The following is a 13,597-nucleotide window of genomic DNA, read 5'->3' as shown; positions in this document are numbered from 1 at the left end:
CATATGGTGGCGAGCCGGGGCGAGAAAAGGTTCTGGATGCTCCTGACCTACGCGGTGTTGATCTTGTTTTCCGTGTACTGCCTGTTTCCCTTCCTGTGGATGCTGGTCACTTCCCTGAAGCCGACCGAACAGATCCGCTCGGTGAATCCGACGTTCTGGATCGACCATCCGACATTTAAGCATTTCGCCAATGTGCTGTACCATTCGAAATTCGGCACCTACTTTGCCAACAGCGTCAAAGTGGCGCTGTCCACAACGGTGATCGCGATTGCCGTTTCCATTTTCGCCGGTTATGCGCTGAGCCGCTACGGACAATTCCGCGGCGTGAAAAGCGTGGGTGTGGCGATGCTGCTCTCGCAAATGATTCCCGGCGTGCTGCTCATGATCCCGCTGTATCTTATCATGAAGCATCTGGGGCTGATCAATACGCCGGGCTCGCTTATCATTGCTTATACGACCTTCATGATTCCGCTTTGCACGTTCATGATGAAAAGCTTTTTCGATTCCGTTCCGATGGAAATCGAAGAGTCCGCGGAGATGGACGGCTGCGGCAAACTCGGCACGATTTTCCGGATCGTGCTCCCCGTCTCCATTCCGAGCCTGATCGCCACGTCGCTGTTCGCCTTCGTCAACGCCTGGAACGAGTTCATGTTCGGCTACGTCTTCATCAACGCAGACGAGAACCGAACGCTGACGCCGGGCATCATGCTTTTCAAAGGGCTGTACTTGACCGACTGGGGCAGCATCTCGGCGGCTTCCGTGCTCAGCGTGCTTCCGGTCATCATCATGTTCGCTTATATGCAGCGCTTCCTCGTGGAAGGCATGACGGCGGGCGCCGTCAAAGGATGATCGGCACGCGCAAACCATAAACCAACCAAACCCGTGCAGGAGTGATCAAAGTGCTGAATAAGAAACTGAACGTCGCGGTAGTCGGCTTGCAATTCGGGGGACAATTCGCCCCCATTTACCAAATTCATCCGGATATCGATCAAGTGGGCATTTGCGACACGGACGCGGCGCTGCTGAACGAATACGGCGATAAATTCGGCATCGCGGACCGTTATTCGAGCCTCGCGGACGTGTTGAAATCGGGCAAATACGATGCCGTGCATCTAGTCACGCCGATCCATTCCCACGCCCAGCAAACGCTGGAGGTACTGAACGCCGGGCTGCACTGCGCCTGCACCGTGCCCATGGCGACGACAATCGAGGAACTGAAAGCGATCGTGGCCGCGCAAAAAGCGAGCGGAAAAAACTTCATGATGATGGAGACGGCCGTCTATACCTATCAGTATCTGCATGCCGAGGCGATGAAGGCGAAGGGAGAATTCGGCCGCATCCAATTTCTCCGGGGCGCCCATTACCAGGACATGGAGAATTGGCCGTCGTACTGGATGGGCCTGCCTCCGATGCATTACGCCACGCACGCCATCGCGCCGCTTCTTGCCATCAGCGAGGCGCGCGCCACGAAGGTGCACTGCTTCGGTTCAGGCGTGATGCGCGAAGAACTGCACCGTCAATTCGGCAATCCCTACCCGGTGGAAACGGCGATTTATCAGCTAGACAAACCGGATCTGTCCGCCGAAGTGACACGGACCCTGTTCCATACGGCGCGCGATTATATGGAAAGCTTCAATATTTACGGCGAGAATGCCTCGCTCGAGTGGCATATGGAGAAGGAGCCGTTGATGCTCTTCCGCATGGGGCCGCTCACCGAGGGCCGCGGCCGCGACGTCCAGTACGAGCGAATTGCGCCCGTTGCCCGTCCGGAAACGCTGCCTGAGGAAGTCGCCCGCTATATGTATCACCAGGATCATCTAGACGAAAACAACCCTCACCTTTCCGTCCTTCAAGGCGGCGCGCACCACGGGTCGCATCCACATCTCGTCCATGAGTTCGTCAGAAGCATCGTGGAGGAACGCAAACCGCGCGTGGATGCGGTAACGGCGGCGAACTGGACGGCAGCGGGCATCTGCGCCCATGAATCCGCGTTAAAGGGCGGAGCGGAAGTGATTATTCCGAGCTTCGACGACTGAACGGGGTCATCGAGAGGAGGTTTATCCCTACTGCGCATGTCATAGGGATAAATCTTCTTTTCTTACAATTATCTATCATTGGCCCCGCCGGATGCCTGGTATATGATCGAATGAAAGAGATTGTGAACCGACATCTTAGAGCAGGTGAGCGCCACGAAACGTTTACGATTGAAAAATATACGCATCAAAATCGTTCTGGCCATGCTGACGGCGGCTTGTATTCCGCTTGGGATTCTGGCCGGCATATTGCTGTATCAAGTCAAACAACAGATTCAGGGGGACATGCATTTCGCCCAGGATCGGGCAGATCAGGACATCAAAGAAAAAATCGAGCAATTTGACGAGGATTTCTATGAAACGGCTTACCGGATCTATTCCAACACCGAATTGCTGCTGAGCCTGAAAAACGATACGCAGTATGAGCCGGACAACAGCAGGACCTATGACGCGGCGAAAGACATGAATCAATTCTTCATGAACATCTACAATTATCGCGTACAGGATATCGTAGGCCTTTATCTGATCAACTCGCATGCGCACCCTGTCGGCTATTTCATCCCCGAGCTGTCGCGAATGGGCGGCAAGCACGGGAAGTACATCCAGGCGCTGACGACCGATCTGCAAGTGCCGGAGGGCGCCCGTTCCGAAACGCGTTTCGTTTCCGACCGGATCTACGGCGAGCCGGTGATTCAGTATCTGTTCCCGATTCATTTCCGGGGCCAGTATGTCGGCACCCTGATCATCGACGCCAAGGCTTCCCATTTCCGCGAGATGGTCGAACGGTACAACACGTTTTACAAAGGCAAAGTAGTGATTACCGACGCGTCCTATCGGGTTTTATACCACACGGACGCGAGCCGGACCGGCACGATCGTTCAGCCGTCGGCGGAGCCGCGGGCCAGCGTTGTGATCGAGACGCCGCTGAGCGTACCGGATTGGAAGCTCATTTACATTTACGCCATCAGTCCGAAGCTGCTCGTGATTCGGAATCTGGCTTTTCTTATGGTGGCGCTTTCCTTCTTGCTGGCGATCGGGTTTTCCCTGTATTTGGGCTACAGCATCACGAGGCCGATCATTCAATTGCACCGGAAAATGAAGCTGATCGAAATCGGCGATTACAACGCCCGGGCATCCATCAAATCGCATGACGAGATCGGCTTTCTCGGCGACCAGTTCAACCGGATGGCAGGAACGATCCAACAGCTGATCGAGAACGATTTGCGGCTTCAACTCATCAACAAGGAGACGCAAATTCGAGCTTTGCAGGCGCAGATCTCTCCCCATTTTCTATACAACACGCTGCAGACCATTTCCAGCATCGCGATGGTCCGCCAGGTGCCGGAAATCAAAACCGTCAGCCAAAGCCTGGGCAACATGTATCGCTACAACATGAAAATCACCAACGAAGGGGTATCGATCCAGGAGGAAATCATGCATGTCCGGAACTACCTGACGATCATCAACAAAAGATTTCCGGAGCAAATTCGTATCCACGTGCATACCGACCCGTCCGTGCGGGAGCTCCAGGTGCCCAAGCTGATCCTGCAGCCGATCGTGGAGAACGCGGTGGAGCACAGTCTGATTCCGTCGCGGCGGGAACGAAAGCTGATCAAGATTACGGCGAAGGCGGACGTCGAGAGCGGCAGCCTCTATCTCACCGTGCTGGACAACGGGAAAGGGATGACGGCGCATCAGGCGGCGGAGCTGAACGCAATTCTGCAAAACGCGGCGAGCCGCAAGGATCCGGGCTTGCGGGACGGCTTCTCGATCGGCCTGAGCAACGTGCAAATGAGAATTCAATTGCTATGCGGCAGGGAATATGGGCTCCGGCTTTACGGCAAACCGGAAAAAGGGACGTGCGTCACATTCCGGCTGCCACTGGACAGGCAAGGAGGGGAACTCGGATGAAAATTCTCATCGTCGATGACGAGAGGGGCGTCCACGATCATTTGCGGAGCGCCGTGCCGTGGACGACGCTGGGCTGGGAGATCGTCGGGGACGCGTATGACGGAGAACAAGCCTGCCATTTGGTACAGGCGTGCCAGCCGGATATTATTCTTACGGATATCAAGATGCCGCTCATGGACGGTCTCATGTTCATGGAATGGCTCAAAGCCGGTCATTTTCCTGGAAAGGTCATCGTGCTCAGCGGGTACGGCGATTTCGAATATTCCCGTTCCGCCTTTCTGCTCGACGGGTTCGATTATTTGCTGAAGCCGATTAACGAAGCGCAACTGCTGGGTGTCTTAAGCAAAGCCGCCGAGGAGCTCGAGCGGCAATCCCGCACGATCATCGACCAGATCGACCAGCGCGCCGTGCTGAACAAAGGAATCGTGCTGATGCAGGACGAGTTTCTGACCAATATCATCTCCGGCGCGATTCGGGACGAGAACGAAATGTTCGTCGGCGTGGAGTCCCTTCCGGTCTCCTTGCCGGAGGGGAAGTTTACGGTCGTCGTCGTGCAGATCGTGGATTCGGAAATGAAAGTGCAGGTGACCTACGGGGGCAATCGGAACGTCTTCTATTTTGCCGTGCGCAATATTTTGCAGGAATGTCTCGGACAGCAAGCCGGCGCCGTGTTCCGCAATCTCACCAAGAAACATGAATTTATTCTGTTGTTTCCGGATGAAAGCCGCAATGCGGAGCGGTCGCAATGGCTCGTACAAAGCATCCATGCCGGACTTTCGTCTTTCCTGCGCATCAACGCCCGATATGGAATCAGTTCCGTGAAGCAGCGTCTGAGGGCGATTCCCGACGCGTATTTGGAAGCTCATCAATCGGTCGAGGGACTTCTACTCCGCAACGGGCCTCGCTGGGCCCAGTACGTTTCCGGCCAACCGACCGCCGCAGCAGCCATGCCGGATGTATGGGGGGAGCTTCAACGCTTGTTTGAATCGCTGCTTGAGACCGGAACGGTGCCCGCGAACGTCAACCTGCCGCAAAAGCTGGACCAGGCGTTGTCCGACGAGGTATTGGGGCAAATGAGCGGCACGATGGTGAAACAGGCGGTATTGTCGCTGCTGGCCGCGATCGAGAAAGGGTTCCGGAAGCCGCTGGATTCTCTGATCGTTTCCATTCACCAGGTCAGGAGCGAGCTGAACGACTGGAACCTTCAGGAGGCCGGGCGGCTCCTTCGGGACGTCGTCAACGTTGTCATCGAGGAATGGACCGGCGACACGATGATGAAGAACGGGCGGCAAATCATCGAGATCGTGAAAAAGCATGTCTTCGAGCATTATCAAAACGTTTCGCTCGAGGAGATTTCCCAGCGTTTCTATTTGAACAAAAATTACTTCTGCTCTTTGTTCAAATCCGCCACGGGAGAGAACTTCACGGAATTCGTAACGCGCGTCCGGATGGAACGGGCCAAATGGCTGCTCGTCCATACGGACCGGAAAAACTATGAAATCGCAGGGCTTGTCGGGTACGGCGATCAGCGGTATTTCAGCAAGGTGTTCAAGAAGCACACCGGCAAACAGCCCACCGAATTCCGCATAGACAACCAGGACGAAGGCGTAGGTTGAAACAGAACCCTATGGAAGAATAAAGAGCGACCGGCTGCCGGACGCTCTTTTTCTTTTGCTCAGGGTGTTCGGAAATATTTTTGCTGAAGCCATTTGGGCGAGATTCCGAGCTTGCGCTTGAAGCATTTCAGAAAATAGAAGTAGTCCGAAAATCCGGTCTTGGCGGCGACGTCGGCGATGCTTTCTCCGTTGACCAGCAGGTTGAAGGCATGCTGGATGCGGATATCGATCAATTTTTGCCGGATGGTCGTCTGGAACCGCCTGTGGAATATACTGTTCAGCTGCCGGTACGTGAGATGGAAATGTTTCTCGAGGACCGCCGCGCCCAGTTGATCGCCGTAGCGGTCCGACAGGAAGAGGAAAATCTCGTCGGCCAGGCTGCCGCGATCGTAACCCATTTGCTTGTTTTGCATGAACGCGCTGAGTTGATACAAGAGGGCTTTCACGTGGGCGGCCAGAAAATGCGCTCCAGCGTAATCGAGTTGGCTCTGCTTGTCGAGGTAGTCGACGAAGCGGAACAGGTCCAAGTCCTTGGGGAGCTGCCCGGACACGGGCAGGAGGATCTGATCTTTTCCCAACCGGGAAGGCGGAGCCAGCCTCTTGCCGGCCATATGGAAATGAACGAAAAACACTTCGTGCGTATCCGTTTCGACGCCGTTGTGTTCGATGAAAGGCGGGAGCAGGAAGTAATCCCCCGGCGTGAACGCAAACCGGCGGTCTCCGATTTGGATCGTTCTTCGCCCCGCGTGGACGATTCCCAGTACCCAGAAAGCCACGTTTCTCGCCGGATGGACATTGGATGCCGCGATGCGGCCCATCGTCTCGACGGACGGCTCCCCCTCCAGTTGGTACCAATCCGTATTTTTCTTCATACGGCGTTTCTCTCCGATCCTGCGGTTGATATTCTCTGAAGCCCTTTATTCTGTTTATCTCACGTTTTGAAATGCCTGTACAGAAAAAAACGGGAGAGCGACAACACTTCCCTTTTTTCCATATATGCATCGTGAATCTGCATGGCGCGTTCCCTGCGTTCTGCGCTAACCTAGCGATAGAAGGATTTCATCTATGAATCGATAGAGGAGATGCGCATATGACGAAAAAAATCAAAGTCGCTCTTGCCGGTCTCGGATTCGGCGCCGAGTTCGTTCCGATCTACAAGCATCATCCGATGGTCGAGGACATCGCGATCGTCGACGGCAATGAAGATGTGTTGAAAGAAACCGGAGACAAATTTTCCATCACGCATCGGTACACGGACATCGCGGAGGTTCTTCAGAGCGACGCCTGGGACGCGGTCCACCTGGTCACGCCCATTCAGTATCACGCCCCGCAGTCGATTGAGGTCCTGAATGCCGGCAAACACTGCGCCTGCACCATACCGATGGGCTTGTCCCTGCAGGAACTGCGTGACGTGGTCGCCGCGCAGCGGGCATCCGGGAAAAACTACATGATGATGGAAACGGCCGTCTATACCCGGGAGTATCTCATGGTCAAAGAGATGTACGAGAAAGGCGAGTTCGGCAGAATCCAGTTTCTGCGGGGCGCCCACTATCAGGATATGGACGGCTGGCCGGATTATTGGAAGGGGTTCCCGCCGCTGATGCATCCGACGCACGCCATCGCGCCGCTGCTCGATCTGATCGGCAAACGCCCGGTGAAGGTGAGCTGTCTGGGCTCCGGCTCGATGCGCGAGGAGCTGGTGCGGCAATACAACAATCCGTTTCCGGTCGAAAGCGCGCTGTTCCAATTGGAGAATTCGGATGTCGCGCTCGAATTGACCCGTACGATGTTCCATACGGCCCGCGACTACTCCGAATGTTTTAACGTCTACGGGGAGAAGGCGACCTTCGAGTGGCAGCAGCTGGAGCACGAACGGCCCGTTATTTTCCGTATGGGAGAAATGGACGGGAGCCGCGGACGCCCCTTCACGGTCGAACGCGTGACGGCGCCCGACCGGCAGGGCCTGCTGCCCGAAGCGATCCGCCGTTTTACGCAGAAAGGCGTCTACGACGAGACGAACGAGCATCTCTCGTTCATTCAGGGCGGCGGACACGGCGGCTCTCATCCGCATCTGGTGCATGAATTCGTCAGCAGCATCGTGGAGGGGCGCGAGCCGGGCATCGGCGCGATTACGGCCGCGAATTGGACGGCCGCCGGCATTTGCGCGCATCAGTCCGCCATGAACGGCGGCATACCCGTGGACATTCCGGCGTTTGAATAAAATAACGCCAGCGCAGACCGGGCGTGACGGCCCGGTCTGTATTTTTTGCACATCGAACTGAATTTCTTCTCCTGTGTCCGTCCAAAAACCGGTGCTAGAATCAAGGGTGAAACCGCTTTAAGGGGAGGAATTCGGAAGTGAAGCTAGGATACCAAACCAACACTTGGGGAGGCGTTGTCGGCCATCCCGCAGGCGTCACCTCGGTGAAAGACCTGTATTACTTGGCCAACGGTTCGACCGAGGAGGCGGTGCGCGACATCGCGAAGGCAGGATATCGCGGAATCGAGCTGTTCGACGGCAACCTGATGCAGTATCAAAACCGCGGGGACGCCTTCGCCGAGCTGCTGAAGAGTCATGATTTGTCTCTTGTCGGCGTTTATACCGGCGCTAATTTCATCTATCGCGATATTCGCGGGGACGAGTTCCACAAAATCGAAAAGGTGGCCAAATTCGCGTCCGCATGCGGCGCCGAACATCTCGTATTGGGCGGCGGCGCCGTCCGGGCTTCGGGCATCGCGGAGTCTGATTATACGGAGCTGGCGGAAGCTTTGGAAGCGGCGGCGGCGATCGTGCGCGAATACGGCCTGATTCCAAGTTATCATCCGCATATGGGCACGATGGTGCAGGCGCCGGACCAACTGGATCGCTTGATGGCCTTGACCTCGATCGCGTTATGTCCGGATACGGCGCACGTGGAAGCCGGCGGAGGCGACCCTGTCGCCGTCGTCAGAAAATACGCCGACCGGATCTCTTACATTCATTTCAAAGATTACGGTTCGGGTTCCTTTTTGCCGCTTGGAGAGGGACGGCAGGATTTCGAGACGATGGTCTCCTTGCTCCGCGAACAGGCGTATGAAGGCTGGATCACCGTGGAGCTGGACAACTATGCCGACCCGCTGAAAGGCGCCCAAATGAGCAAGGGCTACCTGAAAAACCGGTTGAATCTCGGATAAAAATACAAGAAAGCCAAGTTGAAGGAGCGAGTGAACATGCGTAAATTAAACGTAGCCATGATTGGCGGAGGCTTCATGGGCAAGGCTCATTCGATCGCCTACGCCGGCATGCCGATGTTTTTCTGGCCGGCGCCGGCCATACCGGAGCGCAAGCTGGTCGTGGACATGAATGACGACCTGGCGAAAAATGCCGCAGCCCGCTACGGCTTCGCGTCCTATTCGTCCGACTGGCGCCGCGCCGTGGAGGACCCGTCGATCGATATCGTGGATATCGTCACCCCGAACGATTCCCATGCGGAGATTGCGATCGCGGCTGCCAAGGCGGGCAAGCACATCATCTGCGAGAAGCCGTTGGCACGAACCGCGGAAGAGTCGAAGCGGATGCTGGATGCGGTCACGGAAGCGGGCGTCAAGCACATGGTCGCCTTCAATTACCGCCGTACGCCGGCGATCGCACTCGCCAAGAAGTACATCGAAGAAGGTGCGATCGGCAAGATCCTGAATTTCCGGGGCACCTACCTGCAGGACTGGTCGGCGGACCCGAGCTCCCCGCTGTCCTGGCGATTCCGCAAGGACGTTGCCGGCTCCGGTGCGCTTGGCGATATTGCGACGCACGTGATCGACATCGCGCGTTACCTGGCCGGCGAGATCAGCGAAGTGATGGGGACGGCCACGACGTGGATCAAGGAGCGTCCCGTACAGTCCGGCGGACTCGACAAGCTGGGAACGGTGAAGGCGTCGGGAGACGTCAAGAAGGAACCGGTCGATGTCGAAGACGAGGTCAGCACGCTGCTCCGCTTCGAAAGCGGCGCTGTCGGCAGCATCGAAGCGACGCGCAACGCCTGGGGGCGCAATAACTACATCACCTTCGAGATCCACGGCGACCAGGGTTCCCTCTTTTTTAACTACGAGCGGCGGGACGAGCTGCAGGTGTGCTTTGCGAGCGATCCCGGCGACCGGCGCGGGTTCCGCACGGTCTACACAGGTCCCGCCCACCCTTACGGCGAGGCGCTGTGGCCGATTCCGGCGCTCGGCATCGGGTATACCGAAACGAAGATCGTGGAAGCGCACGACTTCATCTCTGCCATTGTCAACGATACGGACGTATCTCCGAACTTCCTTGACGGGTACCGGATTGCGCTCATCTCCGACGCCATTCTCCAATCGGCGGAAACGGGAAGCTGGACAAAGGTCGGCTGAACGGCCGGGTTAAAATACGCCATATAAAATATACGTTCGATACAAGCCTCCGGGGAGCACAGCGACCGCGAGGCTGTTTTCTTTGCTTCGCGGATACTGGGGGCGCGAAACGACCGACGCTAAAAATATCCGCGCTTCCGGCTAATTTATTCCGCTTATGCCGATTCGAGATGCCTTTTATACTTAGCTCAGCAGCCGTGCCTATCACGATGCAGGAGTTGAAGGCGCTGTCATGAAGAAGGGGATGAGGACGAAACATGAAAATCGGCTATCAGACGAATACATGGGGGGGCGTTGTCGGCCATCCGGCCGGGGTGACGTCGGTCAAAGATCTGCATTATCTGGCGGGCGGCTCCACGGAGCAGGCTGTCCGCGACATCGCGGCCGCCGGCTACCGGGGGATCGAACTGTTCGACGGCAATCTCGTTCAGTACGAGAACCGGATGGACGAATTCCGCCGGCTGCTGAGCGGCAGCGGCTTGTCCCTGATCGGCGTGTACACCGGCGCCAACTTCATCTATGAGGACATCCTGCCGGACGAAATGGCCAAGATCGAGAAGACGGCCGAGCTTGCCGCCGCAGCCGGCGCGGAGCATCTGGTGCTCGGCGGGGGAGCCGTGCGGGCAGCCGGTATCCGGGACGAGGACTTTGCCGCGCTGGCCAGAGGGCTCGACATGGCTGCCGGGATCGCGCGGCGACACGGCCTGCGGGCCAGCTATCACCCGCATCTGGGCACCATGGTGGAGCGCCCCGACCAGCTGGACCGGCTCATGCCGCTGACGGACATTCCGCTATGCCCCGATACGGCGCATATCGAGGCGGGAGGCGGCGATCCGCTGGGGGTCATCCGGAAATACGGCAGCCGGATTATATACATTCACTTCAAGGATTACCTATCAGGCGCATTCGTGCCGCTCGGCGAAGGCGGACAGCCGTTCGGCGAGATGCTGAGGCTGCTGCGGGAGCAGGGCTACGACGGATGGATAACAATCGAACTGGACAGCCACGACGATCCGGCGAAGGCTGCTGGTCTAAGCAGGGCCTACCTGAGAGATACGCTGCAATTGCGATAAAAAGTTACTACAAACCAATTTTGGGGGGCCATTAGCCATGAAAAGATCGACGCTGCTTTCCATTATGACCGTCTGCCTGCTGCTGCTGCTCGCAGCCTGCGGCAACGGCGGCTCGAATGCGAATACGAATACGGACGGCGAGGCGTCGGCCAACACGGCTTCCGGCGCTGCGGCCAACGCAACGTCGAATACCGGGACGGCGGATGCGGCCGGCGCTGCCGACGGCCCGATCACCATCAACCAGGACCTGCCGGACAAGGACATCCTAAGCAAGGGTCCCGACGGCGAAAGCGCCGTCTCCGCCAAGACGCTGTCGCTCTCGCCGGAGGATCTGGCCAAGGTCAAGGCAGGCAACTACACGGCGGCGATCTCGATGCACTATGCCGGCAACGACTGGTCGGCCGCGCAGCTCAAGGGACTTAAGGATACGTTCGCCAAGATGAACATCGAGATCGTCGCGACGACCGACGCGAACTTCAAGGCGGAGACGCAGGTGGCGAATATCGAGACGATTCTGGCCAAGAAGCCGAATATCCTCGTCAGCATACCGGTCGACGCCGTGTCCACCGCCAGCGCGTACAAGAAAGCGGCCGCCCAGGGCGTTAAGCTGGTGTTCATGGACAATAAAGCCGCAGGTCTTGCGGCCGGCAAGGATTATGTCAGCGTCGTGTCCGCCGATAACTACGGCAACGGCGTGGAGGCCGCAGGCATCCTCGCCAAGGCGATCGGCGGAGAAGGCGATATCGGCGTGATCTACCACGATGCGGACTTCTTCGTGACGAAGCAGCGCACCGAAGCATTCGAGAAGACGATCAAGGAGTCCTACCCGAATATCCGCATCGTCGAGCGCGGGGGCATCGCAGGCCCGAACGACGGAGAGAAAGTAGCCGCGGCGATGCTGACCAAGCATCCCAAGCTGAAGGGCATGTTCGTCGTATGGGACGTGCCGGCTGAAGGCGCCATGGCCGCCGCCCGTTCGGCTGGCCGCACCGATCTCGCCATTTCCACGATCGATCTCGGCACGAACGTGGCCCTGGAAATCGCCAAGGGCGGCATGATCAAGGGTCTCGGCGCCCAGCTGCCGTACGACCAGGGCGTAGCGGAGGCCATTCTGGCCGCATATGCGCTGCTCGGCAAGGAGACGCCTCCGTACGTTGCGGTTCCGGCGCTGCCCGTGAATCAGGAAAACATCCTGGATTCGTGGAAGACCGTGTACCATGCGGATGCGCCCAAAACGATTCAGGATGCGGCCAAGAAGTAAGGCGTGCAAGCAGACGGGAAAGTTCCGTTCCGAACGAACAGGTACAGACAGAAAAGGAGAGAATGTCTTATGCGTACGTTAAATGTTGGAATGATCGGCGGCGGCTTTATGGGTAAGGCCCACTCGCTCGCCTATGCGGGGATGCCGATGTTCTTCTGGCCGGCGCCGGCCATTCCGTTCCGCAAGACGGTCGTCGATATCCGCGACGACCTGGCGCAGGAAGCGGCAGCCCGTTACGGCTTCGAATCCTACGCCTCCGACTGGAGAAAGGTTGTCGAGGATCCTGCCATCGACATTATCGACATCGTGACGCCGAATCATACGCACGCCGAAATCGCGATCGCGGCGGCCAAGGCGGGAAAGCACATCATCTCCGAGAAGCCGCTCGCCCGCACGACCGAGGAAGCCAAGCAGATGCTGGATGCCGTCACCGCAGCCGGCGTGAAGCATATGGTCGCATTCAACTACCGCCGGACGCCGGCCGTCGCGCTGGCGAAGAAATACATCGAGGAAGGCGCGATCGGCCGCGTGCTGAACTTCCGCGGGACCTACCTGCAGGACTGGTCGGCCGATCCGAATTCGCCGCTGTCCTGGCGGTTCCGGAAGGAAATCGCGGGATCGGGCACGCTGGGCGACATCGGCACCCACGTCATCGATTTTGCCCGCTATCTGGTGGGCGAAATTACGGAGGTCATGGGCACGGCCCAGACCTGGATCAAGGAGCGTCCGGTATCGTCCGGTCCGGTCGACAAGCTGGGAACCGTGAAGGCTTCCGGAGAATTCAAGAAGGCAGCCGTCGACGTCGACGACGAGATCAGCACGCTGCTCCGGTTCGAGAACGGCGCGGTCGGCAGCATTGAAGCGACGCGCAACGCGTGGGGACGCAACAACTTCCTGACGTTCGAGATCCGCGGCGAAAAAGGCTCAATCGCATTCAACTACGAGCGCCGCGACGAGCTGCAGGTGTGCTTTGCCGACGATCCGGACGACCGCCGCGGATTCCGGACGATCTATACGGGTCCGGCGCATCCGAACGGAGCGGCGCTTTGGCCGATTCCGGCGCTCGGCATCGGTTACGGCGAGACGAAGATCATCGAAGCGCACGACTTCATCTCCGCCATTGTCAACGGTACCGACGTATCGCCGAACTTCCACGACGGCTACCGCATCCATGTGATTTCCGACGCCATCATGGCTTCGGCGGAGAGCGGGACTTGGGTCAAGACCGTCGATTAACCCTCCCGGAACACCCGAAACATGAGAGAGAGACAGTCCCGAACGGATCGCCGTTTCGGGACTGCCTCTTTTGTCGTTCCGTTAGCGAAGGGG

Annotated in this window: 11 protein-coding genes; 10 read left to right on the top strand and 1 reads right to left on the bottom strand. The window is 57.8% G+C overall.

Translation table 11 applies throughout. From position 1 onward, the window contains the following. The first annotated feature begins 3 nt into the window (after window positions 1-3). The 4 genes from PQG80_RS19830 to PQG80_RS19815 all read left to right on the top strand — a co-directional run bounded on the left by PQG80_RS19830 (window position 4) and on the right by PQG80_RS19815 (window position 5,560). Complete coding sequence (locus PQG80_RS19830) at window positions 4-849, top strand: carbohydrate ABC transporter permease (RefSeq protein ID WP_271753241.1); 846 nt, start codon at window positions 4-6, stop codon at window positions 847-849. Between the two features lie 50 nt (window positions 850-899). Next, the gene (locus PQG80_RS19825) at window positions 900-2,036 is read left to right on the top strand and encodes a Gfo/Idh/MocA family protein (RefSeq protein WP_271753240.1); all 1,137 of its coding nucleotides are present in this window, start codon (window positions 900-902) and stop codon (window positions 2,034-2,036) included. Window positions 2,037-2,204: 168 nt separating this feature from the next. Then, entirely contained in the window at window positions 2,205-3,944 is a 1,740-nt protein-coding gene (locus PQG80_RS19820) for a sensor histidine kinase (protein WP_271753239.1), read from the top strand. Then, window positions 3,941-5,560: a helix-turn-helix domain-containing protein gene (locus PQG80_RS19815; RefSeq protein WP_271753238.1), complete on the top strand. Its 1,620-nt coding sequence runs from the start codon at window positions 3,941-3,943 to the stop codon at window positions 5,558-5,560. The genes PQG80_RS19820 and PQG80_RS19815 overlap by 4 nt, the downstream gene beginning before the upstream one ends. A gap of 59 nt (window positions 5,561-5,619) precedes the next feature. Here PQG80_RS19815 and PQG80_RS19810 read toward each other — a convergent pair whose 3' ends face one another. Further along, window positions 5,620-6,432 carry a helix-turn-helix transcriptional regulator gene (locus tag PQG80_RS19810; RefSeq protein ID WP_271753237.1) on the bottom strand — a complete coding sequence of 271 codons (813 nt, stop codon included), beginning with the start codon at window positions 6,430-6,432 and terminating at the stop codon, window positions 5,620-5,622. Between the two features lie 218 nt (window positions 6,433-6,650). Here PQG80_RS19810 and PQG80_RS19805 point away from each other — a divergent pair, with 218 nt between their 5' ends. The 6 genes from PQG80_RS19805 (at window position 6,651) to PQG80_RS19780 (ending at window position 13,504) form a co-directional block, all read left to right on the top strand. After that, on the top strand, window positions 6,651-7,781 hold the full coding sequence (locus PQG80_RS19805; RefSeq protein WP_271753236.1) for a Gfo/Idh/MocA family protein: 1,131 nt from the start codon (window positions 6,651-6,653) through the stop codon (window positions 7,779-7,781). Window positions 7,782-7,918: 137 nt separating this feature from the next. Beyond that, the gene (locus PQG80_RS19800) at window positions 7,919-8,734 is read left to right on the top strand and encodes a sugar phosphate isomerase/epimerase family protein (RefSeq protein WP_271753235.1); all 816 of its coding nucleotides are present in this window, start codon (window positions 7,919-7,921) and stop codon (window positions 8,732-8,734) included. A 36-nt stretch (window positions 8,735-8,770) separates the two neighbouring features. Next, window positions 8,771-9,934, top strand: coding sequence for a levoglucosan dehydrogenase (locus PQG80_RS19795; protein WP_271753234.1), 1,164 nt, complete (start codon window positions 8,771-8,773; stop codon window positions 9,932-9,934). Between the two features lie 257 nt (window positions 9,935-10,191). Further along, window positions 10,192-11,007 carry a sugar phosphate isomerase/epimerase family protein gene (locus PQG80_RS19790; RefSeq protein WP_271753233.1) on the top strand — a complete coding sequence of 272 codons (816 nt, stop codon included), beginning with the start codon at window positions 10,192-10,194 and terminating at the stop codon, window positions 11,005-11,007. Between the two features lie 37 nt (window positions 11,008-11,044). Then, window positions 11,045-12,268, top strand: coding sequence for a substrate-binding domain-containing protein (locus PQG80_RS19785; protein ID WP_271753232.1), 1,224 nt, complete (start codon window positions 11,045-11,047; stop codon window positions 12,266-12,268). 69 nt (window positions 12,269-12,337) lie between these two features. Beyond that, on the top strand, window positions 12,338-13,504 hold the full coding sequence (locus tag PQG80_RS19780) for a levoglucosan dehydrogenase (RefSeq protein WP_271753231.1): 1,167 nt from the start codon (window positions 12,338-12,340) through the stop codon (window positions 13,502-13,504). The last annotated feature ends 93 nt before the right edge of the window (window positions 13,505-13,597 follow it).

It is taken from the genome of Cohnella rhizoplanae (assembly GCF_948329515.1).
GTDB lineage: Bacteria > Bacillota > Bacilli > Paenibacillales > Paenibacillaceae > Cohnella > Cohnella rhizoplanae.
The sequence above is the reverse complement of the archived record's forward strand: the minus strand, read 5'-3'. Positions and strand labels throughout refer to the sequence as shown.